The organism is Microbacterium sp. NPDC055455, from assembly GCF_053619935.1.
Genome location: NZ_JBSHLB010000001.1, coordinates 1,015,030 through 1,040,075 on the forward strand (window position 1 = coordinate 1,015,030; position 25,046 = coordinate 1,040,075).

Genomic DNA, 25,046 nt, shown 5'->3' on the forward strand with positions numbered 1-25,046 from the left:
TGGACTCACTCGAAGCGTCACACGTCAGAGTCCGCTTCCACGCGTCTCGTCGCCTGCGCTCTGGGACAGTTGCGCCCCGACGGCCCGATGGACGTTGCCGTGGACGTGGTCAGTGCCGATCCGATCGATGATGCCCTGGGCCTCGAGTACGTCGCGTACGCGGGGCTTGACTCGCGCCAGCCGCATCGTGACGCCCTCCGCTTCGGCCAGGTCGACGAGCTCGGTGAGTTTGGCTGCCCCCTGCGAATCCACGAAGGCGACGCCTTCCAGATCGATCACCAGCGCGGTGAGGAGCGGGTCCCCGGAGATGACCTTGCGGATGCGTTCATCGAACGCTTCGGCGGTTGCGAAGAACAGGCCGCCGTCCAGACGTATCACGGCGATACCGGCGATGGTCTCATCGGCGGGGTTGAGGTCGATGTCGCGGAAGACCTGGGTGCCGGGCTCACGGCCGAGCAGGGGCATGGCGGGCCGTGTCGAGACGTAGATGAGCCACCCGAGCGACAGTGCGATCCCGATGACGATCCCGAAGAGCACGCCCGCGGACAGCACTCCCACGACGGCCGCCACCGCGATCCAGAAGTCGAACCTGGACACGCGCCGCAGCCGGGAGAACTCTTTGAGGTCGATCATCCCGAACACGACCGCGTCGATGATGATGGCGGCCAGCACGGCCTTCGGCAGCTCTGAGAAGACAGGTGCGAGGAAGAGCAGCGTCAGGATCACCAGCGTTCCGGTGGTGAGCGACGCCACGGGTGTGCGCGCACCTGCGGATTCGTTGAGCGAACTGGCCGACAGACTCGTCGAGACCGGCATCCCTTGGACGAGGCCGGCGCCGACGTTGGCCATACCCTGGGCCACCGCCTCCTGATTCACATCGATGCGGTAACGGTGCCGGGTCGCGAAGGATCTGGCGTCGCCTGCCGTCTGAGAGAACCCGATCAGCAGCAGCGCCAATGCCGCGATGATGATTTCCGGGACGTTCCCCAGGACGATGTCGAGGTCCGGCAATTGCGGGACGGGCAGCCCGCTCGGCACGTCGCCGACCAGCCTCACTCCTCGCTCGCCCAGGTTGAGCAGCGCGGATGCGAGGAGCCCGCCGACGACGAGCACCAGCGCGCCGGGGATCTTGGGCGCCCAGAAGCGCAGCGCGAGGATCACCGCGAGGGCTGCCGCGCCGACCACCAGCGTCGGGAGGTGGATGGCACCCAGCCCGACGATCCACGACGCGAACTCCCGCCACACGTTGTCGCCCTCTCCCGAGGTGCCGGTCAGCTTGGGCAGCTCTCCCACGACCACATCGATCGCGGCTCCCGCCAGGAACCCGGTGACGACGGCCTTCGAGAGGAACTGGGCGATCCATCCCATCCGGAAGAGCGCCAGGAGCAGCAACAGGATGCCGGTCACCAGCGTGATCGCCGCGACGAGCTGAGCTGCATCACCGCCGGTGACACCGGTCACGATCACCACACCCCCGGCGACCGTTGCCAACGCCGAGCTCGGACCGGTGGAGATCTGACGTGACGTGCAGAACAGCGCGTAGATGATCGCCCCGGCCGCCGCAGCGTACAGACCGTTCTGAACTGGGATCCCCGCGATCTCGGCATACCCGAGGTTCTTCGGCACGATCATCGCCACGACGGCCACTCCCGCGATGATGTCCGCGCGCAGCCATCGCCGTTCATAGCGAGGCAACCAGCGCAGGATCGGGAGAAAGCCTGCGGAGCCGCTCTTCGCGCTTGTCCGCACAGTTGCCTCCGACCATCGGCGCGTCGGGCCGGTCGCCGGCAGGGTACGAGAAGCGCCTCGCCTGCACCGCCGATGTTCCCGGTACTTTCCTGACGGCATGCTACGTCTCGAAAGGACGCAGACATACCTGTGCATATTCCGGACCGGCGACCACGGGAGCCGAGACGGCGAGCGAGCTCTGACGGAACCCAGTTCGACGAACCGCTTTGCCATCGCTCGAAGGCACGCTAACGTTGAGAATTGTTGTTGCCTAGAACAAATCGCGAGCCAAGGATGCCTCATGACCGGCCTCACTGCGGAGAACTGGCCGATCGCGGCCGCCGCGCTTCCTTTCCCCGGCACCACCGCTGACGGACGCAGCGTCACCGACGCGGGCGCCGAGGAATGGGCGGTCACCCTGACCGAGATCGCCGATGCCGGGTTCGACCGTGTCGACATCACCGACTCGTGGCTGCGCGTCGGGGACCTGACCGCCGGCGGCCTGCGTGATCTTAAAGACGCGTCCGCGCGCGCGGGCGTCGTGCCGACGTCGATCTCGGCCATCCGGCGCAGCGTCATCGATCGCGCCGACGGCGACGCGAACCTCGCCTACAGCCATCGCACGCTCGACGCCGCCGCCGCGCTCGGAATCGAGACCGTGTCGTACGGCCTGCACCAGGCGCTGACTCCGCAGCAGCAGGAGGAGCTCTGGTTCTGGACGGTGCAGGGCCACGTCGACGACCCCGCGGACTGGAATCTCGCGGTCAGCCGGCTGAGAGAGCTCGGCAGCCACGCCGCGGAGCTCGGCATCCTGGTCTCCCTCGAGATGTACGAGGACACCTTCCTCGGCACCGCCGACTCGGCGGTGCGCCTGGTAGAGGAGATCGGTCTCGACAATGTCGGCCTCAACCCCGACATCGGGAATCTGGTGCGACTGCATCGGCCCATCGAGTCGTGGTGGGAGCTCGTCGAGAAGACGCTGCCCTACGCCAACTTCTGGCACGTCAAGAACTACGCGCGCGACGAGGCCACGGCACGCGGGACGTACTTCGCGGTGCCTGCGCCGATGCAGTACGGCCTCATCGACTACCGCCGCGCGTTCCGGTACGCGATCGCGCAGGGCTTCCAGGGCGTGATCTGCGTGGAGAACTACGGTGGCGACGGGCTGAGCGTGTGCGCCGACAACCGCGATTACCTGCGCCGGCACGTGCTCCCCAAGCGCGACGGCTACGTGCGGGGCGAGAGCAGGGTGCGCCAGCCCCGCCACGACGGAGGTGCCTCGTGACCCGCATCGCCAACGACCCGACCGAGTTCGTTCCGCAGGCCCTCGCCGGTTTCGTCGCCGCGCACGGCGACCTGGTCCGCGCCGTCGACGGCGGCGTCGTCCGCGCCGCTCCTGCACCGCGCGGCTCGGTCGCGCTCGTCGTGGGCGGCGGGTCGGGGCACTACCCCGCCTTCGCCGGCGTCGTCGGAGCCGGGATGGCGGCGGGCGCGGTGTGCGGCAACATCTTCACCTCGCCCTCGGCAGGGCAGGCCTATCGCGTCGCGAAGGCGGCGCACCGCGGCGGCGGCGTGCTCTTCAGCTTCGGCAACTACGCCGGCGACGTGCTGCACTTCGGGGAGGCGCAGGAGCGCCTGCGCGAGCAGGGCATCGACGCGCGCACGGTGCTCTGCACCGACGACATCGCCAGCGCCCCGCAGGACGAGCTGCACAAGCGCCGCGGCATCGCGGGCGACTTCGTCGTGTTCAAGATCGCCGGCGCGGCCGCCGAGCGCGGCGACTCGATCGACGACGTCGAGCGCCTCGCCCGACACGCGAACCACCGCACCCGCACGCTCGGAGTCGCCTTCAGCGGCTGCACGTTCCCGGGCGCCGACGAGCCGCTCTTCACCGTCCCGGACGGCATGATGTCGATCGGTCTCGGCATCCACGGCGAGCCCGGCATCCGCGACGTGCCGCGCGCCACGTCGGAGGACCTCGCCCGCACGCTCGTCGACGCGCTCCTCGCGGACGTCCCCGAGGAGCGCGGCGATCGCGTGGCCGTGATCGTGAACGGCCTCGGCTCGGTGAAGTACGAGGAGCTCTTCGTCCTGTACGGCGACGTCGCCGCCCGGCTCGAGGCGGCGGGCATCACCGTGGTGCAGCCGGAGGTCGGCGAGCTCGTGACGAGCCTCGACATGGCCGGGGCATCCGTCACCCTCTTCTGGCTCGACGACGAGCTCGAGGCGCTGTGGGCCGCGCCCGCGTACACGCCGGCCTACCGCAAGGGCTCAGTCGTGGTCGCCTCCGCTGCCGACGCCGAGGACGAGGACGAGGATGCCGCCGCCGAGACCGCCGGCAGCTCCGATGCCTCCGCGTGGTCCAAGTCCGCCGCCGCGGTCGCCCGGGCCTGCCTCGTGGCCGCACGCGACACGATCCACGAGCACGAGGCCGAGCTCGGCCGCATCGACGCGATCGCCGGGGACGGCGACCACGGCGTCGGCATGCGCACCGGCGTCGACGCGGCATGCGAGGCGGCCGACCCCGACGCGGGCCTTGCGGCGATGCTGGATGCCGCGGGCGAGGCGTGGAGCGAGAAGGCAGGGGGCACCTCCGGCGCGCTGTGGGGCGCGATGCTGCGCGCGATCGGCTCCGCGCTGGACCGCGATGGCGCCGACCCGCGCACGTCCGCCGTCGGCGCAGCGCAAGCGGCGCTGGACGCGGTGACCGCCCGCGGCGGCGCGAGCGTGGGCGACAAGACGATGGTCGACGCCCTCGATCCGTTCGCGCGAGTGCTCGCCGAGCAGATCGACGCCGGCGAGAGCCTGCCCGTCGCGCTTCAGACCGCCGCCCGGGCCGCGACAGACGCCGCCGCGGCCACGTCGGCCCTTCGTCCCGCCCTCGGTCGCGCGCGCCCGCTCGCCGAGAAGAGCCTGGGGCATCCCGACGCCGGCGCGACGTCGCTCGCCCTCATCGCGACGGCGATCGCCGAGGCATCCGCACAAGAGAACCTTCGAGAGGAACAGCGATGAGCGACACCCTCCGCATCGTCGTCGGAAGCGACGATGCCGGTTACGAGTACAAGTCCGCCCTGAAGGCGCTGCTGGAGGCCGACCCCCGGGTCGCCTCGGTCGCCGACGTGGGCGTCGCGGGCGACGAGCACACCGACTACCCGCACGTCGCCGTCGAAGCCGCCCGTCGCGTGGCCGCCGGGGACGCCGACCGTGCCCTGCTCATCTGCGGCACCGGGCTCGGTGTGGCGATCTCGGCCAACAAGGTGCCGGGCATCCGCGCCGTCACCGCGCACGACAGCTACTCGGTGGAGCGCTCGGTGCTCAGCAACGACGCGCAGGTCCTGACGATGGGGCAGCGCGTCATCGGCCTCGAGCTCGCCAAGCGCCTCGTGACGGAGTGGCTCGGCTATCGGTTCGACCCGTCCTCGTCGTCGGCGGCGAAGGTCGCCGCCATCGACTCCTACGACCAGCCCGGCGTCGCCGGAGACACCACCCAGAACCCGCACACCGTGGAGGCCCGCTCATGACCCGTATCGCCGTCGTCGGCAGTGGCTACATGGGTGGCGGGATGGCACAGGTCTTCGCGATGGCCGGCCACGACGTCGTGCTCTCGGACGTCACCGCCGAGATCGCGGCATCCAACCTCGATCGGGTCCGCACCGAGGCCGCGCAGTTCGAGCAGCAGGGTCTCTTCCCGGCAGGAGCCGCCGAGCTGGTCGCGCGCCACATCTCGGCCGCGCAGAGCATCGAGGAGGCCGTCGTCGACGCCGAGTTCATCGAAGAGGCGGTGCCCGAGCGGATCGAGGTCAAGCACGAGACGCTCCGGCGCATCTCGCAGGCCAACGCGCAGGCCGTCATCGGCAGCAACACCTCCACCATCTCGATCACGAAGCTCGCCGAGGCGGTGGCGAACCCGGAGCGGTTCCTCGGCGTGCACTTCTCCAACCCCGCGCCGTTCGTGCCGGGTGTCGAGCTCATCCCTCACCCGTCCACCGCCGAGAGCGCGATCGTCGTCGCCGAAGAGCTGCTGTCGCAGTGCGGCAAGGTCGGCGCGCGCGTCAAGGATGCGACCGGCTTCGTGCTGAACCGGCTGCAGTACGCCCTGTTCCACGAGGCGACGCAGCTCGTCGACGAGGGCATCGCGACGCCGGAGGACATCGATGCCATCGTCCGGTCGACCTTCGGGTTCCGGCTGCCTTTCTTCGGTCCGTTCGCCATCGCCGACATGGCGGGTCTGGACGTCTACGCGTTCTGCTACGCCTCGCTGCAGGGTGACTTCCCCGAGCGGTTCGCCACGCCCCCGATCCTCGCCGAGCGGATCGAGCGCGGCGAGCTGGGCACCAAGTCCGGTGCCGGGTTCCGCGAGATCGACCCCGCGCGCATCCCCGAGCTGGTGGCCTACCGCAACCGCGCCTACGCGAAGATGAAGGACCTCCTCGACGAGCTCGGGCCCTCGCCCTTCGAGGCGCCGGCCGATGGGGTGGCGCGATGACGACCGCTCGGCCGGACCTGACCCGCAACTGGGCATCGAACGTGGTCTACGGGCCGTCGCGGATCGTCGCACCGCGGTCCGTCGACGAGCTCGCCGAGGTGGTGCGCTCGGCCGACCGCGTGAAGGCCCTCGGCAGTCGCCACTGCTTCAACACGATCGCCGACACCGACGGTGTGCACGTCTTCCTCGGCGACCTCCCCGCCGAGGTGAGCATCGACGCCGAGCGCGGTGTCGTGCGCGCCGCGGCCGGCCTGCGGTACGGCGACATCGCGCCGGCGCTTCACCGCGAGGGATGGGCGCTGGCCAACCTCGCGTCCCTGCCGCACATCTCGCTCGCCGGAGCCGTCGCGACGGGAACGCACGGCTCGGGCGACGCCGTCGCCTCCCTTGCGGCGGCCGTCGCGGGCGTCGAGCTCATGACCGCCGACGGCGAGCTGCGCACGTTCCGGCGGGGCGACGCCGACTTCGACGGCGTCGTCGTCTCACTGGGTGCGCTCGGCATCGTGACGGCGCTCGAGCTCGATCTGGTGCCGACGTTCGAGGTCGCGCAGACCGTCTACGAGCGCCTGCCGCTGGATGCCGTGCTCGAGGACCTGGACGCGATCACCGGCCTGGGCTACAGCGTGTCGATGTTCCACACGTGGCGCGATCCCGGCACCGTCGACCAGCTGTGGGTGAAGCGTCGGGCCGATCAGGCCGGCGCACTCCCCGACGAGATCCTGGGCGCCCCGAAGGCGCCGGGCAAGCGGCATCCGCTCCCCGGCGTATCGGCCGAGAGCTGCACCGAGCAGCTCGGCGCCCCGGGGGAGTGGTACGCCCGGCTGCCGCACTTCAAGCTCGAGTTCACGCCGTCCAACGGCGAGGAGCTGCAGTCCGAGTTCCTCGTGCCCCGGCGCAACGCCATCGCGGCGATCGCGGCGATGCGCGACCTCGCCGGCCAGGTCGCGCCGCTGCTGCAGGTGTGCGAGCTGCGCACCGTCGCGAGCGACGACCTGTGGCTGTCTCCCGCGTACGAGACCGACGTCCTCGGCATCCACTTCACCTGGCAGCCCGACCAGCCCGGCGTCGAGCGGCTGCTGCCCGTCATCGAGCGTGCCCTGGAGCCCCTGGATGCGCGCCCGCACTGGGGCAAGCTCTTCACGCTCGACGGGGCGGCCGAGCGGATGCCGCGCCTCTATCGCCGCTGGGACGACTTCGCGGCGCTGCGCCGCCGCCTCGACCCGCGAGGCGTGTTCGCCAACGACTTCCTCTCGCGGCTCGGTCTCTGAGGAGCGGGTCGGACGGGGAGGCGGCCGGCACCTTCAGCGCTGGTCGCTCGACTGGTCGTGGTGCAGGTGGTCGCGGTGCTTCTCGGCCTGCCGCGTCTTGGTGACGGTGTCGATCGGACCGGTGACGGTGAGCTCGTCCTCCCAGCACTCGATGCCGGTGACGCCGGGGAGCCTGTCGCGCGTGAAGACCGGGTCGCGGCCCGCGCGCCGCTGACCGGTGTAGTCCTTGAGCAGCTTGAACGCGAGCCCGGACAGCAGGCCGATGGCGATGAGGTTCGTCAGCGCCATGAGGCCCATCACGCCGTCGGCGAAGTTCCACACGAGGTCGGCCCCCACCACGGAACCTGCCAGCACGGCGGCCACCACGAGCACCCGGTAGACGGTGAGCAGGATCGGGTTGGTCGAGATGAACTCGATGTTGGACTCGCCGTAGTAGTAGTTGCCCAGGATCGACGAGAACGCCAGCAGGAAGATGATCACGGTCAGCGCGATGTTCGACCATTCGCCCAGCGTGCCGACGAGCGCCCCCTGCGTGAGCCCGATGCCCTTGGTGGCTCCGGCGAGATCCGGCACCGACACCAGGATGATGAAGGCGGTGATGGAGCACACCAGGAACGTGTCGAAGTAGACCCCGAGGGTCTGGACGAGCCCCTGCTTGACCGGGTGCGTCACCGCGGCGCTCGCGCCGGCGTTGGGGGCGGAGCCGAGCCCGGCCTCGTTGGAGAACATGCCGCGCTTGACGCCGGTGAGGACGATGTACCCGAACGCGGCGCCGACGACCTCGTTGAATCCCCAGGCCGAGGTGAAGATCTCGGCGAAGACCGGGCCGATCCGGTCGACATGCAGCGCGACCACGACGATGCCCAGCAGCAGGTAGGCGATCGCCATGATGGGCACCAGGAACTGGGTGACCGAGGCGATCCGGCGGACGCCTCCGAACACGACCAGCCCGGTGAGCACCGCGATCCCGAGGCCCACGCCCCACGGCAGCCAGGGGTTGTCGCCCCCGATGCTCGACGTGACCGTCGCCGAGATCGTGTTGGCCTGCAGGGAGCTGAAGGCGAACGGGAAGCAGACGATGAGGATGACCGCGAACCAGACGCCGAGCCAGCGCGCCTTCAGGCCGCGCTGCATGTAGTACGCCGGCCCGCCGCGGAAGCTGTCCTTGTCGCGCACCTTGAACAGCTGCGCGAGCGAGGACTCGATGAAGCTCGACGCCCCGCCGATGAACGCCATCACCCACATCCAGAACACGGCGCCGGGTCCACCGACGGCGATCGCGGTGCCGACCCCGGCGATGTTGCCGACGCCGACCCGTGATGCCGCCGAGATGGTGAAGGCCTGGAACGCCGAGACGGACTGCGGATCGCCGTCGGCGTTGCGGGGCGTCTTGTCGGTGAGGGTGCGGAACATCTCGGGGATGAGCCGGAACTGCACGACGCCGGAGCGGATCGTGAAATAGAGACCCAGGAGAACGACGACCGGGAGGACGACCCACGTCCAGAGGTTGTCACCCCATGTCAGCAACCACGCGTTGACGGCATCCATGCCCGTCAGTATGGCGAACTCCGCGCCTGCCGGGGGAGGCGACGCGCCCGTGCCGCGACCCCGCCGCCATGGCTTCCACGTCAGATGAGCTGAGCGAACGCCTCGGCGTCGCGCGTCTTGCCCACCACGAGGATGGTGTCGCCCGCGCGCAGGACGGTGCGGTTGTCGGCGTTGTCCCAGGGGCTGTCGCCGTGCTGGAACGCGGCGATCGTGACGCCGTGGCTGCGACGGAGCCCCGTCTCACCGAGCGGGACACCCTGGACCGACGAGGGCGCGGGCGCCTTGACCATGGCGTATCCGGGCGCGATCTCGATGAAGTCCAGCGCAGCGCCGCGCACCAGGTGCGCCACGCGGCGGCCCATGTCCTTCTCCGGGTAGATCACCTTGCCCACGCCCAGCTGTTCGAGGATCAGCCCGTGCTGGTCGTCGACGGCCTTCGCCCAGACCGCCGGGATGTTCATGGTGAGCAGGATCGAGCACGTCAGGATCGACGCCGAGATGTCGCCGCCGATCGCGACGACCACGCGATCGAACTCGTCGACGGCCAGCTGCTCCAGCGCCTCGCGCTTGGTCGAGTCGGCGCGCACGACCTGGGTGAGCTGCCCGTTGAGCGACTGCACGAGATCCTCGGAGAGGTCGATGCCCAGGACGTCCGTCCCGCCGGCCATGAGCTCGAGGGCGAGCGCGCTGCCGAACCTCCCCAAGCCGATCACGGCGACGGAGTGGGCTTCGGCGGCCCGGCGCGAACGCGCGGATCCCGAGAACGCGGGGAATCTAGCCAATGGCGGGCCTCTCCTTCGGGTATTCGTACAGGACGCGCCGCTCGCGCAGCGCGATCGCCGACCCGAGCGTGAGGGGCCCCAGCCGGCCGAGGAACATCATCACGATCAGCACGACCTGGGCAGGTTCCGACAGGGTCGGCGTGATGCCCGTCGACAGGCCCACGGTGGCGAACGCGGAGACGGTCTCGAACAGCGCCCGATCGAGGTTCTCGCCCGTCAGCAGCATGAGCGATCCGGTGCCCGCGACGACCGCGGCCACCGCGATCAGGACGACCGTGATCGCCTGCCGGTGCACCGCCCGCGACAGCCGCTTGCCGAAGATGTTCACGGCTCCTTCGCCGCGCAGCTCGGTGAGCATGATGAAGAAGAGCACCGCGAACGTCGTCACCTTGATGCCGCCCGCGGTGCCTGCAGGCCCGCCGCCGATGAACATCAGGATGTCCATGCCGAGCCACGTCTCGTCATGCATCGCGGCGATGTCGACCGAGTTGAAGCCGGCCGTGCGCGTCTGGACCGACTGGAAGAAGCCGGCCAGCACCCGCGCCCACGGATCGAGGCCTCCGAGGGTGCCGGGGTTGTCCCACTCGATCACTGTGATGTACACGGACCCTGCGGCGAGCAGGACCACCGTCGCCCACAGCACGAGCTTGGTGTTCATGGTCCAGTGCAGCGGATGCCGGAACTCCTTGCGCAGCTGCATGATGACCGGGAAGCCGAGCCCGCCGAGGATGATCGCCGCCGCGATGGGGAGGCAGATGAACGGGTCGCCCACGAAGGCCATCAGGCTGTCGCTGTACAGGGCGAAGCCCGCGTTGTTGAACGACGAGACGGCGTGGAACACGCCGTGCCACGCGGCATCGCCGAGGGAGTAGCCGTAGCCCAGCAGGAACCGCAGGAACAGGACGACGAAGAGGGCGGCCTCGGTCGTCAGCGAGATGCCGACGATTCCCCGCACCACGCCGCGCACGTCGTCGAGACCGAGGACCTTCGCCTCGGCGGCCGCATACAGCCGCGATCGCACGGAGATGCGCCGGGCGAGGACGAGCCCGATCAGCGACGCGAAGATCATGATCCCGAGGCCGCCCAGCTGGATCAGCACCAGGATCACCGCCTGGCCGAACGGCGTCCAGAACGTCGGGGTGTCGACGACGACCAGGCCCGTCACGCACACCGCGCTCGTGGCGGTGAAGAGCGCCTCGACGGGGGTCGCCGCGCCGGGGCCGGCCTTGGCGACCGGTGTCAGCAGCAGCGCCGTTCCCGCGAGGATCGTCGCGGCGAATCCGCTCGCCACGGCCTGCGCCGGGTGCAGGCGGAGCCGAGAGGCCAGCTCTCGATTGCGCACCCGGCCCGGCCGTCTCATCGCCACCCGCACACGGTACTCGCGCCGCGACCGCCCGCCGGGCCGCCCTCACGGAATCCTCACGACGGCATCCGGAACGCGTACGAACGCCGGGACGGATGCCGCGCGCGAACGTCTCGGCGTCCCCGCGGCGTCAGCCGACGATCGGCCGTTCGGTGGGGAAGGAGAAGAGCATCTTGCGCTGCCTGACGGCCAGCGCTGCGGCCAGGCCGATCGGCCCGATGCGGCCGGCGAGCATCAGGATGGAGAGCACGAGCTTCCCGAACGCGTCGAGCTCCGCTGAGAGCCCGACCGACAGTCCGCACGTGGCGAACCCGGAGATGACCTCGAACAGGATCCGGTCCAGCGGCGCATCGTTCGTGAGCGTGATGAGGGCCGTCGCCCCGAGCACCAGCGTGGCGCCGAGGAAGGTCACGCTGATGGCGACTCGGAGCAGCCCGTTCGGGATGGTGCGGTCCGCGACGCTCAGATCCCGCGTTCCGCGGGCCTCGGCCGCGATGGCCAGGAACAGCACGGCGAGAGTCGTCACCTTGATGCCGCCGGCCGTGGATGCCGAACCGCCGCCGACGAACATCAGCGCGTCGCTGAGCAGCAGCGTGGTCGACGTGGACTGCGCCGTGTCGACGATCGCGAACCCGCCCGAGCGCATCATCGTCGAGGCGAACAGGCCGTTGAGTACCTTCTCGCCGACGGTGTAGTCGGCGATCGTCGCCGGGTTGCTCCATTCCGTCGCCGTCCAGGCGGCGGCGCCGACCAGCAGCAGCAGCGACGTGGTGACGAGGGTGAGCTTGGTGTGCAGGCTCCACCGCTTGCGGTTCCATCGCGTGTTGATGAGGTTGAGGAAGATCGGGAATCCGAAGCTGCCGACGAAGACGCCGATCGCGATCGGCGTCAGCACCCAGCCGTCGTTCCGGAACGGGATCAGACCGCCCTCGTGGACGGAGAAGCCGGCGTTGTTGAAGGCGGAGATCGAATAGAACAGGCCGTGCCACAGGCCCCTGCCCCAGCCCTCGGCGACGATGAAGGCGGGGGCGAGCGCGACGAAGAGGGCCCCTTCGATCGACAGGGTCGTCAGCACGACGATCTGCAACAGGCGCCGCACCTCTCCGAGTTCGGGGGATCCGATGTTCTGCTGGGCGAACACTCTGCCGCCGAGCCCCAGCTGCCGGGTGACAGCACGCGCCAGCAGGAGCGCGAGGGTCACGATCCCCAGGCCGCCGATCTGGATCGCGACGAGGATCACGATCCACCCGAAGGGCGACCAGTAGGTCGCGGTGTCGACCGTCGTCAGGCCGGTGACGGTGATCGCCGACGTCGCGGTGAAGATCGCGTCCTGCCAGGGTGCCGCCCTGCCGGTCGCCGTCGCGATGGGAAGCCGGAGCAGCAGCGAGAAGACCGCAGCCGCGCTGATGAACACGAGCACGGACGCGCGGGCGGGCGACCGCCTGATGAACCCGCTGAGGACCCGCTGGGCTCGCCGGAGGGGTCTCCGCTCGGAGGCTGTGGTTGAGGTCATCGAGGGTCTCTTCCAGGGACGGCGACGGACTGCCTCGCCGACCCGACTTCCCGGCACACCGGCCAGCACCATACCGCACCGGTCTTTCCTGCCACGATAAGCACCGCGCAGGCGGGCGGCCTCACCTCACCGCCGGCGCCCCTCGCGCGCGGTGACGTGCGCGCCGGCTGAGCCGACCGCGGGTCGCGTTCTCGACGCCGGGTTTGACGGCGCGCGCGAGGCCGCATACGCTCGGAAGCAACTTAGTGAACGTTCACTGTATTGAGGGAGCAACGATGCCATCCGCCACCATGCCCGAGCGAGGCGCCGCCCCGCTGCGATCGGCCATCATCGGGACGGGCGGCATCGCGCACGCGCACGCCGGCGCCATCGCGGGTCTGGCCCCGCGCATCGAGGTCGTCGCGGTCGCGGACGTCGACCGCGACCGCGCCGAGGCCTTCGCGCTGCGGCACAGCCCGCAGGCCTCGGTGTACGCATCGGCCGACGAGCTGCTCGCCGCGGAGACGCTCGACCTGGTCCATGTGTGCACTCCGCCGCAGACGCACGTGCCGCTCGCCATCGCGGCGATGCGGGCCGGGGTCCCGGTGCTCGTCGAGAAGCCGACGGCGCTGAGCCTGGCCGAAGCCGATGAGCTGGCCGCGGTGTCCGCGGAGACGGGCGTGCCCGTTCTCACGGTGTACCAGCACCGCTTCGGCCCGGCGGCGCAGCGTCTGCTCCGTCTGTTCGCGGAGGGTGCCCTCGGTCGCGCGATGGTCGCGACCTGCGAGACGCAGTGGTACCGCGGCCCGGAGTACTTCGACCTGCCCTGGCGTGGGCGGTGGCACGTCGAGGGCGGCGGGCCCACCATGGGTCACGGCATCCACCAGTTCGATCTGCTGCTCGCGGTGCTGGGTCCCTGGTCCCGCGTGTCGGCGTTCGCCGCTCGGCAGAAGCTGCCGACCGACACGGAGGACGTCTCGGTCGCCGTCGCGGAGTTCGACAACGGCGCCCTCGCGACGATCGTCAACTCCATCGTCTCGCCGCGCGAGAGCTCGCGCCTGCGCTTCGACTTCGACTGCGCGACCGTCGAGGTCGAGCACCTCTACGGCTACGCCGACGGCGACTGGACCTTCACGCCGGCACGCGGGCACGAAGAGCTCGCGTCGCTGTGGCACGCGTCGGACAGCCCGGAGACGACCAGCCATCGCAGCCAGATCGAGGCGATCGTAACGGCACTCGAAGAGGGGCGGGACCCGGGCGTGGGCATCGCCGACGCCCGGCGCACGCTCGAGTTCGCCGCCGCGACGTACGCGTCGGCGTTCCGCGGAGTTCCGATCCGTGCGGGTCAGATCACGCCGGACGACCCGTTCGCGACGGCGATGGACGGCGGCGCGGTGCCCTGGGCGCCCGTCAAGGAGCCGATCGGGGCGGGCGCGTGAGCATCCGCATCGACGATGACGGCGTCGGCGCGTTGAGCATCCGGGACGGCGATGTCGAGCTCGTCCGGTATACGTACGTCCCCGACACCGTCCAGTTCGAGTCGCCGAAGCCGTACCTTCACCCGATCCGCACGCGGGCCGGGCGACTGGTCAGCCTGTTCCGCCCCTGGGATCACGTCTGGCACAAGGGCATCGCATGGTCGCTGCCCGTCGTCGGCGACGAGAACTTCTGGGGCGGCGTCACGTACGTCAACGGCCAGGGGTACGTGCAGCTGCCCAACAACGGGGCGCAGGTACACCAGGGCGGCGGAGCGTCGACGGACGGAACGAGTGCCTCGTACGCCCACGACCTGCAATGGATCGCCGAGGACGGCAGGCGGCTGTTCGCCGAGCAGCGGCAGCTCGGCGCTCATATCCTCGACGACACCGCCTGGGCGCTCACCTTCGACACCGCGCTGACGAACGTCTCGGACGAGGGCATCCCCATCGGGTCCCCGACCACGCGGGGCCGGGAGAACGCCGGATACGGCGGCCTGTTCTGGCGCGGCCCCCGCTCCTTCACCGACGGGCTGGTCGTCACCGAGGGCGCGCGCGGCACCGGAGACGACCTCCGCGGACAGCGTCACGCGTGGATGGGCTACGTCGGCCGCCACGACGACATCGACGAGCAGTCCCTCGTCGTCATGGTCGACGACGCCCGGAATCCGCAGCATCCGCCGCAGTGGTTCGTGCGATCCGAGCCGTTCGCGTGTCTGAACCCCGCACCGTTCTTCAGCGAGGAGCTGGTCGTGGCGCCGGGCGAGACCGTCCGGTTCCGCTACGCGGTGGCCATCGCGGATTCCGGAGCCGACGCCGCCCCGGCGCTCGCCGCAGCCGCGGGGACGGTGCTCTGATGGCAGGCTTCCCCGGCGGGGTCGCGCTCAGCGAGCTCGCCGTGTACGACTGGGAAGCGGCCGACGGGTGCGTGGGCGGGACCCCCCACCTGCACACGGCATCGAGCGAGGGCTACGTGGTCGTCGCGGGCGCAGGGGCGGTCCAGACGCTGTCGTCCGTGGGCCGCGAGGAGCACCCGCTCGCTCCGGGCGACATCGTCTCGTTCACCCCCGGCACCGTGCACCGGCTGATCAACGGCGGAGACCTGCGTCTGCTCGTCGTCATGTCGAACGCCGGGCTCCCCGAGGCCGGCGACGCCGTCATGACGTTCCCCGACGACGTCCTCGCCGACCCCGAGGCGTACGCGCGCGCCGCCGCGCTCCCTGCGGGCGGCTCGGACGACGACCGGGCCGCAGCGGCCCGCGCGCGCCGGGATCTCGCGCTCGAGGGGTACGCGTCGCTCTGCGCCGCGATCGACGACGAGGGGCCATCGGCGCTCGAGCGCTTCCACCGCCGGGCTGCGGCGCTCGTGCAACCCCGCGTCGCGCGGTGGCGCACCATCTGGCAGCAGACCGTCGCGGCCGAGACGGATGCCACGCGCGCTCAGTTGGACGCACTCGAAGCGGGGCGGCGCGGAGCGCTCGGCGAGGCCGCGGTGACCAGGGCCACGCCACGCGACGCCCGCGGCTTCGGGATGTGCGGGCGCCTCACCACGTGGCAGTGGCCCACGCAGGCGATCGAGGACGGCGGGGTCGAGCGGCGAGCGTGATGCCGCCCGCCGCCGGGCGTCGCTCAGTGCCGGCGGGTCACGAGGTCTCCTTGCTGCTGCGGGCGGCGGACGCCTTGTCCGCGGCCGGCGTGGTCAGAGGGCGTGCCGGCGCGTCGCGGTCGCCGCGGGTCTTGATGAGGCTCGCCGCCGTCGCCACCGCGATGGTGCCGGCGATGAACAGCAGCGAGAACCAGATGGGGATCTCGGGGGCCCACAGCATCGGCTCGCCGCCGTTGATGAACGGGAGCTCGTTGACGTGCATCGCATGCAGCACCAGCTTGACGCCGATGAAGGCGAGGATCACGGCGAGCCCCTGCGCGAGGTAGACGAGGCGCTCCAGCAGGCCGCCGATCAGGAAGTAGAGCTGGCGGAGCCCCATCAGCGCGAACGCGTTCGCGGTGAAGACGATGTAGGCCTCCTCTGTCAGCCCGTAGATCGCGGGGATCGAGTCGACGGCGAAGACGAGGTCGACGAAGCCGATTGCGATGATCACGAGGAGCATCGGGGTGACGAAGCGCCGACCGTCCTTGACGACGGTGAGCCGATCCGCGTTGTACTCGTCGCTGACCGGCAGGTGGCGGCGCACGAACGACATGAAGCGGCCCTGAGAGGGGTCCGCCTCGCCGTGCGCGAAGGCCTGACGGTAGGCGAGGAACAGCAGCAGCGCGCCGAACAGGTAGAAGATCCACGAGAAGTTCTCGATGAGCGCGGCACCGACCGCGATGAACACGCCCCGCAGGACGAGAGCGATGACGATCCCGATCATCAGCACCTTCTGCTGATAGATCTTCGGCACCGCGAAGCCCGTCATCACGATGAGGAAGACGAAGAGGTTGTCGACCGAGAGCGCCTTCTCGGTGAGGTAGCCGGCGAAGTACTCGCCGCCGTACGTCCAGCCCGACATGACGCCGATGCCGACGCCGAAGAGCAGCGCGAGTCCGATGTAGAACGCCGACCAGCGGGCCGACTCGCCGATCGACGGCTCGTGGGGTCTGCGGACGTGGGCGAAGAACTCGTAGACGAAGAACGCGATCGTGACCGCGATCGTGATGAACCAGACGAGCGGGGTGATGTTCACAGGGATCTCCAGACCTGGCGTGATGGATGACGCCAAGGTCTTCTCCATCCCCTGATCGAGGACCGGTGACCCGGGATGCACCCTGCATCCGTAGTGACGAGTCGACCGCGCCGGAGTACTCCCCTTGCAGTCGGCAGATTACTGGGCCACGCCGATGTCTTCCTGAGAACCGGCCGAGAGGCGGCGCCATCGTCGGCCGCGCGCGAGCGGCGCGCTCACGAGCGGGCCGGCTCGACGTGGGAGCGGTAGACCTCGACGACCCGGGAGAGGTACGCCGTGATGATCGCCTGCTCCTGGGCGCTGAAGTCGTCGAGCACGGCGTCGACGTCGAGGATCATCGGCATGAGCACCGAAAGGGCGCTCTTGCGCGAGGTCTCCGTCGGCACCACCAGCACCCCGCGGCGATCGCTGGGATGGGGCTCGCGGGTGACATGGCCGAGTCCTACGAGCCGGTCCACGAGTGCCGTCGTCGACGCCGTCGTGATGCCGAGCCGGCGCGCGAGTTCACTCGGCCCGAGCGGCCCTGAGGCGATCAGGTGCTCCATGGCCTCGAGGTCGGTGGGGTTCACCGTCAGGTGCGTCCGCAGCCGCCGCTCGAACAGGTCGCTCACGGTGATGAGGTCGCGCAGCAGGCCGGTCGCCGGGCGCACGGGCGGGCCGCCCGCGTCAGCCTCGCGGGGCCGGCGAGAGGCGTCCGTGTTGCCAGCGACGACGGCATCCATGCGTCGATGATAACCCGAACTTGCGCAGTCTGACTTATATCTAGATAATCTAGACATTAGTTCTGCTAGGGAAAGGGCGGCCATGAACGGCTTCCTCCGTTTCGTCACCTCCGCGAAGACGTCGTGGATCGTGCTGGTGCTCGCCGGCCTCATCGCGGGCGGGTTCTTCGCCCTCGGGAGTGGGGCGGAATCGGAGACGGCGCCCACCGTGGGGCTGCCCGACTCGGCGGAGTCCGTGCAGGTGGACGAGCTGCTCGAGGAGTTCCCGAGTGCGGACACCACGTCGGCGCTTCTGGTGTTCGCCGCCGACGACGGAGACCTGTCGTCCGACGACGTCGCGCTGATCGGCGAGAAGACCGCGGGCGAGCTCGCCGACTTCACGCCGGACGGCTTCGTCCCGCCCGCCCAGATCTCGGAAGACGGCACGGTCGCCCTTCTCGTCGTCCCGCTCGACCCCGAGTCCGACGTCGAGCGCCAGGCCGAGCGGGCTGCGGAGATCCGCGAAGCGGCCGCGGCCGATCTCGAGGACGTGCGTGTCTACCTGACCGGCCCCGAGGGCTTCGAGGTCGATGTGGCCGCAGTCTTCGCGGGAGCCGACTTCACCCTTCTCCTCACCACCGTCATCGTCGTCGCGGTGCTCCTCATCGTGACGTACCGGAGCCCCTGGCTCTGGATCGTGCCGCTCGTCGTCATCGGTCTCGCTGACGCGGTGGCGGGGATCGTCGCCAACCGGGTGGCCGCCGCCGCCGGAATCGCGCTGGACGCGTCGATCACCGGCATCCTGTCGGTCCTCGTCTTCGGTGCGGGCACCAACTACGCGCTCCTCCTGATCGCCCGATACCGCGACGAGCTGCGGCTCAGCCCCGATCGCCGTGAGGCGATGCGCCGCGCCATGCGCGGCGCCGGCCCCGCGATCATCGCGAGCGGCTCGACCGTCGCCCTCGCGCTGGCGACACTGCTCCTGGCGGAGATCGCCGGCAACCGGGCGTTGGGGCTCGCCTGCGCGGTGGGCATCCTCGTGGCCATGGCCTTCGCGCTCATCGTGCTGCCGGCAGCCCTCGTGCTGTTCGGCCGCGGCCTGTTCTGGCCCTACGTCCCCCGGTTCGGCTCGCGCGACGCCATCGCCCGCAGCCCGTGGGGGAAGCTCGGCCGTGCGGTGTCGCGGCGCCCGGTCGTCGTCGCGATGTCCGGCTTCGGCGTGCTGGCAGCGCTCGCGAGCGGGCTCTTCTTCGTCGAAGTCGGCCTGTCGCAGAGCGACCGGTTCCTCCGCGAGCCGGAGGCCGTGCAGGGACAGGAGGTGCTCGGCGATGCGTTCTCGGCCGGCACGAGCTCGCCGGCGGTCGTCGTCCTTCCGAGCGAGGATGCCGAGCAGGCCGTGGCGACGCTGTCCGACCTCGACGGCGTCGACGGTGCGACGGTGACCGAGGAGAGCGGCGATCTCGCCCGGATCGATGTCGTGCTGTCGGATGCCGCCGAGACGCCGGAATCCTTCGCGACGATCGAACGGATGCGCACCGCACTCGCCGACGCCGGTTCGAGCGACGCGCTGGTCGGTGGCCTGGACGCGAGATCTCTCGATGTCGCGCAGGCGCAGGCGCGTGACCAGGCGCTGCTCATCCCGCTCATCCTCGTGGTCGTGCTCGTCGTGCTCATCATCCTGCTGCGTGCGCTCGTGGCCCCGATCCTGCTGCTGCTCGCGGTGGTGGCGAGCTACTTCTCCGCCGTGGGGGCCAGCTGGTGGCTCTTCCAGTCGCCGCTCTTCGGGTTCCCGGCCATCGACACCAATGTGCTGCTGTTCAGCTTCCTGTTCCTCGTCGCGCTCGGCGTCGACTACAGCATCTTCCTGGTGACGCGTGCCCAGGAGGAGTCGCGCGTGCTGGGCACGACGCAGGGCATGATCCGGGCGCTCGCCGCCACCGGCGCCGTCATCACGAGCGCGGGCATCCTTCTCGCGGCGGTGTTCGCGGTCTTGGGCGTGCTGCCCCTGATCACCCTCACCCAGATCGGCGTCATCGTGTGCATCGGCGTCCTCATCGACACACTGCTCGTGCGCACCGTGATCGTGCCGGCCATGGCGTTCATCACCCGCGATCGGTTCTGGTGGCCGCGGCGTCCGGCCGTGTCCGACGCGGACGCGCGCGCGGCGGGCCTGGACGCTCTCGCAGAGCGTGCCGGCGAGCACGCCGGTGACGAGAGCGTCGAGGCCCCGGTGGCGGCTGTGCGCTGACTCCGCGGGCCGATCGGCCTCTCTCGGCCTACATGCAGTTACTGCGGTATAAAGTGCAGTCACTGTAAGTTTCTGAGAGAGGGACCATGATGACACCCCAAGCGGACGATGGGAGAGCCGCAAGCGGCTCGCCCGTTCTGGAGGCACGCGCTGTGACGCGCACCTATGGACGCGGTGAGAGCGCGTTTCACGCGCTGCGCGGCGTCGACCTCGCCGTGAAACGCGGCGAATCGCTGGCGATCGTCGGCAAGTCCGGGTCGGGCAAGTCGACCCTGATGCACCTGCTCGCGCTCCTCGACAGGCCCACCTCCGGCCAGGTGATCGTCGAGGGGACGGATGCCGCCACCCTCCGCGCTCGCGACCTCAACGCCCTCCGCAACTCCACCTTCGGCTTCGTCTTCCAGCAGTTCTTCCTCGCCGCCGGGCAGTCGGTGTTCGAAAACGTCAGCCTCCCCCTAGTGATCGCCGGAACTCCGGCCAAGGAGCGGCGGCGGCGGACCATGGCCGCGCTCGACGCTCTGGGAATCGCCGACAAGGCCGCCAACCGTGCGACGGACCTCTCCGGGGGGCAGAAGCAGCGCGTGGTGATCGCCCGCGCCCTCGTGGGCGAGCCGTCGGTGATCTTCGCCGATGAGCCGACCGGAAACCTCGACTCCGCAACGGGCGCACAGGTCGAGGAGATCCTCTTCGGGCTGCAGCGCGAACGCGGGATCACCCTCGTCGTCGTCACCCACGACCGCGAACTCGCCGATCGCTGCGGGAGGGCGGTCGCCATCGCCGACGGGCTGATCTCGACGGATGCCGCGACCGCGGCCGCAGCGCTGACGGAGGTGTCGCGATGAGGACGAGCGATCTGGTGCGCACGGCGGCCCGCAACGCTTTCCGCAGCCGGCTGCGCACCACCCTCACGGTGCTGAGCCTGTTCGTCGGCGCCTTCACGCTGACCCTCACGACCGCCCTCGGTGCGGGCGTCAACGACTACGTGGAGCGGCAGGTCTCGACCCTGAGCACGGGAGACGTCCTGCTCGTCAGTCCCGCCGCGACGACCGAGACCTCCGACGGCCCTGACGAGTTCGATCCGGACGGGCGTCAGCAGGCCGCCGCGGCCAATCCGCTGGCCGGCGGTACGCTGCTGAACGAGGACGATGTCCAAGCGATCGCCGGGATGGACGGCGTCCGCTCGGTCGAGGCCGTCAGCCAGGTCCAGATCGATTGGGTCCAGGCCACTGCCGACGACGCGACCAGGTTCGAGATGGACATCAACCCGACGTCGTCGATCGGGCGGAGCGACCTCGTCGCCGGCGCCCAGCTCGACCAGGAATCGGCCGGGTACGAGCTGGTGATCCCCGAGGAGTACGTCGCCGCACTGGGATTCGCCGACGCCGACTCGGCCGTCGACGCGCGTGTGATGCTCGGCTTCAGCGACGCCGGACTGGCCGAGCGGCAGGTCGAGGCCTCGATCGTGGGGGTGGCGCGGACGAGCCTGTTCGCGTCGGGCGCCGGCGCCAACGCCGCGCTCGTGGAGGAGGTCGCCGCCGCTCAGGCGATACCCGGGCAGCCTCGCGCGTGGCCGCTCGCGGTCGCCTACCTCGAAGGCTCCGGCGACGACGGAGCGGTGACTGCCGATGACATCGGCGCGGTCAAGGCCGAGCTGGCCGACGCGGATCTCGCAGGCCAGACCGTCGAGGACCAGCTCGGGGTCGTCCAGACCATCATCAACGGCATCATCGGCGTCCTCAGCGCCTTCGCGGTGGTCGCCCTCATCGCGGCGTCTTTCGGGATCGTGAACACGCTCCTGATGAGCGTGCAGGAGCGCACGCGCGAGATCGGACTCATGAAGGCGATGGGGATGTCGAACGGCCGCGTGTTCGGGCTGTTCAGTCTCGAAGCGGTGGTGATCGGGTTCCTGGGCTCGGCGCTGGGCGCGCTCGCCGCAGTCGCCGTCGGATCCGCGCTCGCCGGCTCCCTGTCGCAGACGGTCCTGGCCGACCTCCCGGGCCTGCGGATCCTCCTGTTCGAACCGGCGGGCGTCGCCGTGGTGATCGTCGTGATCATGGCGATCGCCTTCGTCTCCGGCGTGCTGCCGGCACGCCGCGCGGCCCGCCAGGACCCGATCGAGTCGCTACGGTACGAGTGAGCCGAGGAGCGCAGATCATGTCCACGTCACCGAGTCCACGTCGTCGCGACGCCGTTGCGAAGGCCGCGGCCATCGAAGCCGCGGCGGTCGACCTCGTGCTCGAGCACGGGTACGAGGCGGTGACGGTGGACATGATCTGCGCTCGCGCGGGCGTGAGCCAGCGCACGTTCTTCAACCACTTCAAGACGAAGGACATGGCTCTGATCGGCCCCGGTGCGCCGACCGTGGACGAGCGCGCTGCGCGCGCCTTCATCGTGTCCACCGGCCCGCTGCTGCGCGAGGCGACGCAGCTCATCCGGATCGATGCGGGTGCGATGGCGAGCGACCCAGGGCTCCTCGCCCGCCGGATCCGCGCGGTGGGTACCAACCCCATCCTGATGGCCCGTCAGATGGAGCGTCTCGCGTCGATCGAGCACGAGCTGCGCGAGATCATCCAGCTGCGACTGCAGACCCAGTACCCCGATGAGGCTCCCGACGACTTGGCCGATCAGGCCGACATCATCACCCACCTCCTCGCCGGGGTCATGCGCTACATCGGCCAGTCGTGGGCGCGTGATGTGGAGCGCGGCGCGGCACCCGCGATCGACCCGACCGCCATCGGCCACGCGCTCGATCGCGCCGTGCGCAAGCTCGGCTGACCGACGCCTGGCCGCATCATGGCGTGACGGTCGTCCCAGTCGTTCTCCGCACCGACCGGGGCGTCCGCCCCCGGTAGGTTGGGACGGTGCGGGAACTGTCGTCGGCCGGATTCGAGTTCGTGCGCGAGCGCCACCTGGCCACGCTGTCGACGATGGCGCCGTGGGGCGGCATCCATTCGGTCCCCGTCGGGTTCACACTCCACGACGGGATCCTCCGCGTCATCACGTCGCGCGACTCCCAGAAGGTGCGCAACGTGCTTCGGGACGGGACGGCGACCATCAGCCAGGTCGACGGGGCGCGGTGGCTCAGCTTCCCCGGCACCGCGACCGTCCACGACGATCCCGAGGAAGTCGCGCTCGCGGTCTCGCTCTACGCCGAGAGGTATCGGCAGCCGCGCGTGAACCCGAAGCGGGTGGCGATCCAGCTGCGGCCCACGCGGATCCTCGGCAGCAGCGGGCTGCGCCGGGACTAGGGCCGGGCGTCACTCCGGCCGCTTCTGCGGCAGGATCAGCGAGAAGCGCGTCGTGGGCGACGAATCCAGCAGCAGATGCCCGCCCAGGGCCTCTGCCAGTTCGGCCGACAGGGCCAGCCCGATCCCTTCGCCGCCTCCGGTGCTCTTGCCGGGGGTGCGCTGGAAGATGGCGTTGCCGGCGGGACGCGGCCCTTCGTCGCCGACGCTCACCGTCACGTAGCCGTTCGCGCGGGCCGCCGACACGCTGACCCTGCCCCGGCCGTGCTGCAGCGCGTTGTGCACGAGGACGTCGAGGATCTGCGCCGTGGGCGCCGGCGCGTCCACGGTGGTCACGTGCGTCGCGTCGACGCGGATCTGACGGCTCTTCGCCGCCGCCTGCGATCGCCACCGATCGCCCGCCTGCGTGAGCATCGGGGCCAGCGGCGTCCACGCGTCCGCACCCGGCGTGCCGCCTCGGGCCATCTCGAGCAGCTCGGCGATCGCCTCTGAGAGACGGTCGATCTCCCGCAGCGCGTGCTCCAGCTGCTCGCGCACCGGTGGCGGAGTCTCGGGCCACAGCGACAGGTCCTCCAGCTCGAGCCGCAGCGCCGTGATGGGGGTGCGGAGCTGGTGCGAGGCGTTCGCGGCGAACTCGTGCTCGCGCCGGATGCGCTGCTCGAGCGTGGACGCGCTGGTGCGCAGCGCCTGGTCGATCGCCCGGGCTTCGGGGATGCGCAGGTCCTCGGGCGCGCGCTCGAGCGTCCCCTCGCCGAGGTCGCGCGCGACGGCGGCCAGCCGGGTGAACGGCTGCGAGAGGCGACGCGCGAGCAGCACGGCCGCGACGGCCGAGACCGCCATGAGCGCCACGCCCAGGATCACCACGGGCATCACCGCTTCCTGCACCCGCCCCGAGATGACGTCGTCGGACCGGCCGAACTCCACCGTTCCGCCCCCCTCGACCTCGGCGGTCGAGACGATGTCGTCCGGTCGGGGGTTCACGCCCGCCTGCACGCGCTCGCCGTCTGCGTCGACATAGACGATGTGCTCGCCCTCGATGAGCAGGGGCTCGAGGAACTCCGCGGTCACCTCGGCCTCCGCCTCGCGCTCGGCCATCAGCACCGCGAGGAAATCGGCGAGACGCACGACCCGCCGCTCCTCGCTGGTCTGGATCAGGTCGGCGACGATGTACGCGCGCGGGATGCCGTACAGCGCGATGATCCCCACCGCAAGGGCCACGAAGGCGAAGACGAGGCGTTCACGCATCCGCCGCCCCGTCGTCGAGGCGGAATCCCACGCCCCGGATCGTGGTGACGCGCACATCCGCGCCGGACTCCTCCAGCTTCTGGCGGAGCCGGGCGATCGTCACATCGAGCGTCTTGGTGGAGCCGAACCAGTTCTCGTCCCACACCTCGTCCATGAGGCGTTCCCGCGTCACGACGGCGCCGCGGTTGCGGTCGAGCTGCTCGAGCAGATCGAACTCCTTGGTGCTCAGCGAGATCTCGCGATCACCGGCGAAGACCCGGCGCGCGTCGGCGTCGACGGTGAGTCCGGCCCCGGATGCCCGGACCGCGGTGGTCTCCGCCGTCCCAGCGGCCAGCAGCCCTGCGCTGCGTCGCAGCAGCGCCCGCAGCCGCGCGAGGAGCTCCGCGAGCGCGAACGGTTTGGCGATGTAGTCGTCGGCGCCGACGTCGAGACCGACCACCCGGTCGAGCTCCCCGTCGCGCGCGGTGAGGATGATGATGCCGCCGGCGAAGCCCTCCTCGCGCAGTCGTCGGCAGACGTCGAGGCCGTCCATGTCGGGGAGGCCGAGATCGAGCACCACCAGGGAGAAGCCGTCGCCGATGACCCGGCTGACCGCCGTGCCGCCCTCGGCCACCCGCTCGACCTCGTAGCCCTCTCGGGTCAGCGTGCGCACGAGCGGCACCGCGATGCCGTCGTCGTCCTCCACGACCAGGATGCGCTGCCCCACGACGTCGATGCTATCCAGGCTGTCGCCTCGGGCTGCGTCAGCCCCGCCTGGGGTGTCGCCCTGCTGTCGGCTCAC

At 70.4% G+C, this 25,046-nt stretch carries 22 protein-coding genes; 13 read left to right on the forward strand and 9 right to left on the reverse strand.

Annotated elements, in window-relative coordinates; all coding sequences use genetic code 11:
• Window positions 1-24 precede the first annotated feature (24 nt).
• The gene (locus tag ACWGUG_RS04525; RefSeq protein WP_452323954.1) at window positions 25-1,962 is read right to left on the reverse strand and encodes a SulP family inorganic anion transporter; all 1,938 of its coding nucleotides are present in this window, start codon (window positions 1,960-1,962) and stop codon (window positions 25-27) included.
• Between the two features lie 67 nt (window positions 1,963-2,029).
• Here ACWGUG_RS04525 and ACWGUG_RS04530 point away from each other — a divergent pair, with 67 nt between their 5' ends.
• The 5 genes from ACWGUG_RS04530 to ACWGUG_RS04550 are packed head-to-tail and all read left to right on the forward strand — an operon-like array spanning window position 2,030 to window position 7,482.
• The gene (locus ACWGUG_RS04530; protein ID WP_452323955.1) at window positions 2,030-3,013 is read left to right on the forward strand and encodes a sugar phosphate isomerase/epimerase family protein; all 984 of its coding nucleotides are present in this window, start codon (window positions 2,030-2,032) and stop codon (window positions 3,011-3,013) included.
• Entirely contained in the window at window positions 3,010-4,740 is a 1,731-nt protein-coding gene (locus tag ACWGUG_RS04535; RefSeq protein ID WP_452323956.1) for a dihydroxyacetone kinase family protein, read from the forward strand. Before ACWGUG_RS04530 ends, ACWGUG_RS04535 begins: the two co-directional genes overlap by 4 nt.
• Complete coding sequence (locus ACWGUG_RS04540) at window positions 4,737-5,249, forward strand: ribose-5-phosphate isomerase (protein ID WP_336393722.1); 513 nt, start codon at window positions 4,737-4,739, stop codon at window positions 5,247-5,249. The genes ACWGUG_RS04535 and ACWGUG_RS04540 overlap by 4 nt, the downstream gene beginning before the upstream one ends.
• Entirely contained in the window at window positions 5,246-6,214 is a 969-nt protein-coding gene (locus ACWGUG_RS04545; RefSeq protein ID WP_378879864.1) for a 3-hydroxyacyl-CoA dehydrogenase family protein, read from the forward strand. The genes ACWGUG_RS04540 and ACWGUG_RS04545 overlap by 4 nt, the downstream gene beginning before the upstream one ends.
• Entirely contained in the window at window positions 6,211-7,482 is a 1,272-nt protein-coding gene (locus ACWGUG_RS04550; RefSeq protein ID WP_452323957.1) for a D-arabinono-1,4-lactone oxidase, read from the forward strand. The genes ACWGUG_RS04545 and ACWGUG_RS04550 overlap by 4 nt, the downstream gene beginning before the upstream one ends.
• A gap of 33 nt (window positions 7,483-7,515) precedes the next feature.
• Here ACWGUG_RS04550 and ACWGUG_RS04555 read toward each other — a convergent pair whose 3' ends face one another.
• From ACWGUG_RS04555 to ACWGUG_RS04570, 4 genes are all read right to left on the reverse strand, one after another.
• On the reverse strand, window positions 7,516-9,030 hold the full coding sequence (locus ACWGUG_RS04555) for an alanine/glycine:cation symporter family protein (protein WP_336393719.1): 1,515 nt from the start codon (window positions 9,028-9,030) through the stop codon (window positions 7,516-7,518).
• Between the two features lie 80 nt (window positions 9,031-9,110).
• On the reverse strand, window positions 9,111-9,812 hold the full coding sequence (locus tag ACWGUG_RS04560; RefSeq protein WP_452323958.1) for a potassium channel family protein: 702 nt from the start codon (window positions 9,810-9,812) through the stop codon (window positions 9,111-9,113).
• Complete coding sequence (locus tag ACWGUG_RS04565) at window positions 9,805-11,172, reverse strand: TrkH family potassium uptake protein (RefSeq protein WP_452324194.1); 1,368 nt, start codon at window positions 11,170-11,172, stop codon at window positions 9,805-9,807. Before ACWGUG_RS04565 ends, ACWGUG_RS04560 begins: the two co-directional genes overlap by 8 nt.
• A gap of 133 nt (window positions 11,173-11,305) precedes the next feature.
• Window positions 11,306-12,688, reverse strand: coding sequence for a TrkH family potassium uptake protein (locus ACWGUG_RS04570; RefSeq protein WP_378879875.1), 1,383 nt, complete (start codon window positions 12,686-12,688; stop codon window positions 11,306-11,308).
• A 275-nt stretch (window positions 12,689-12,963) separates the two neighbouring features.
• Between ACWGUG_RS04570 and ACWGUG_RS04575 the strand changes: the two genes are divergently transcribed.
• The 3 genes from ACWGUG_RS04575 to ACWGUG_RS04585 are packed head-to-tail and all read left to right on the forward strand — an operon-like array spanning window position 12,964 to window position 15,748.
• The gene (locus ACWGUG_RS04575) at window positions 12,964-14,106 is read left to right on the forward strand and encodes a Gfo/Idh/MocA family protein (RefSeq protein WP_452323959.1); all 1,143 of its coding nucleotides are present in this window, start codon (window positions 12,964-12,966) and stop codon (window positions 14,104-14,106) included.
• Window positions 14,103-14,999, forward strand: a complete 897-nt coding sequence (locus ACWGUG_RS04580; protein ID WP_452323960.1) for a DUF6807 domain-containing protein — start codon at window positions 14,103-14,105, stop codon at window positions 14,997-14,999. The genes ACWGUG_RS04575 and ACWGUG_RS04580 overlap by 4 nt, the downstream gene beginning before the upstream one ends.
• Entirely contained in the window at window positions 14,999-15,748 is a 750-nt protein-coding gene (locus ACWGUG_RS04585) for a cupin domain-containing protein (RefSeq protein ID WP_452323961.1), read from the forward strand. The genes ACWGUG_RS04580 and ACWGUG_RS04585 overlap by 1 nt, the downstream gene beginning before the upstream one ends.
• A 37-nt stretch (window positions 15,749-15,785) precedes the next feature.
• On the opposite strand, the gene ACWGUG_RS04590 is transcribed toward ACWGUG_RS04585, so the two are convergent.
• On the reverse strand, window positions 15,786-16,826 hold the full coding sequence (locus tag ACWGUG_RS04590) for a TerC family protein (protein WP_452324195.1): 1,041 nt from the start codon (window positions 16,824-16,826) through the stop codon (window positions 15,786-15,788).
• A gap of 215 nt (window positions 16,827-17,041) precedes the next feature.
• Window positions 17,042-17,548 (reverse strand): MarR family winged helix-turn-helix transcriptional regulator, encoded by a 507-nt coding sequence (locus ACWGUG_RS04595; RefSeq protein ID WP_452323962.1) that lies wholly within the window; start codon window positions 17,546-17,548, stop codon window positions 17,042-17,044.
• 82 nt (window positions 17,549-17,630) lie between these two features.
• Between ACWGUG_RS04595 and ACWGUG_RS04600 the strand changes: the two genes are divergently transcribed.
• The 5 genes from ACWGUG_RS04600 (at window position 17,631) to ACWGUG_RS04620 (ending at window position 23,023) form a co-directional block, all read left to right on the forward strand.
• On the forward strand, window positions 17,631-19,775 hold the full coding sequence (locus ACWGUG_RS04600; protein ID WP_452323963.1) for an MMPL family transporter: 2,145 nt from the start codon (window positions 17,631-17,633) through the stop codon (window positions 19,773-19,775).
• A gap of 152 nt (window positions 19,776-19,927) precedes the next feature.
• Complete coding sequence (locus tag ACWGUG_RS04605) at window positions 19,928-20,617, forward strand: ABC transporter ATP-binding protein (protein WP_452323964.1); 690 nt, start codon at window positions 19,928-19,930, stop codon at window positions 20,615-20,617.
• Complete coding sequence (locus ACWGUG_RS04610; RefSeq protein WP_452323965.1) at window positions 20,614-21,912, forward strand: ABC transporter permease; 1,299 nt, start codon at window positions 20,614-20,616, stop codon at window positions 21,910-21,912. Before ACWGUG_RS04605 ends, ACWGUG_RS04610 begins: the two co-directional genes overlap by 4 nt.
• 17 nt (window positions 21,913-21,929) lie before the next feature.
• Window positions 21,930-22,550, forward strand: coding sequence for a TetR/AcrR family transcriptional regulator (locus tag ACWGUG_RS04615; protein ID WP_336393709.1), 621 nt, complete (start codon window positions 21,930-21,932; stop codon window positions 22,548-22,550).
• A gap of 86 nt (window positions 22,551-22,636) precedes the next feature.
• Window positions 22,637-23,023, forward strand: coding sequence for a PPOX class F420-dependent oxidoreductase (locus tag ACWGUG_RS04620; RefSeq protein WP_336393708.1), 387 nt, complete (start codon window positions 22,637-22,639; stop codon window positions 23,021-23,023).
• 9 nt (window positions 23,024-23,032) lie between these two features.
• Here ACWGUG_RS04620 and ACWGUG_RS04625 read toward each other — a convergent pair whose 3' ends face one another.
• Window positions 23,033-24,265 (reverse strand): histidine kinase dimerization/phospho-acceptor domain-containing protein, encoded by a 1,233-nt coding sequence (locus tag ACWGUG_RS04625; RefSeq protein ID WP_452323966.1) that lies wholly within the window; start codon window positions 24,263-24,265, stop codon window positions 23,033-23,035.
• On the reverse strand, window positions 24,258-24,971 hold the full coding sequence (locus ACWGUG_RS04630) for a response regulator transcription factor (protein WP_452323967.1): 714 nt from the start codon (window positions 24,969-24,971) through the stop codon (window positions 24,258-24,260). Before ACWGUG_RS04630 ends, ACWGUG_RS04625 begins: the two co-directional genes overlap by 8 nt.
• Window positions 24,972-25,046 lie beyond the last annotated feature (75 nt).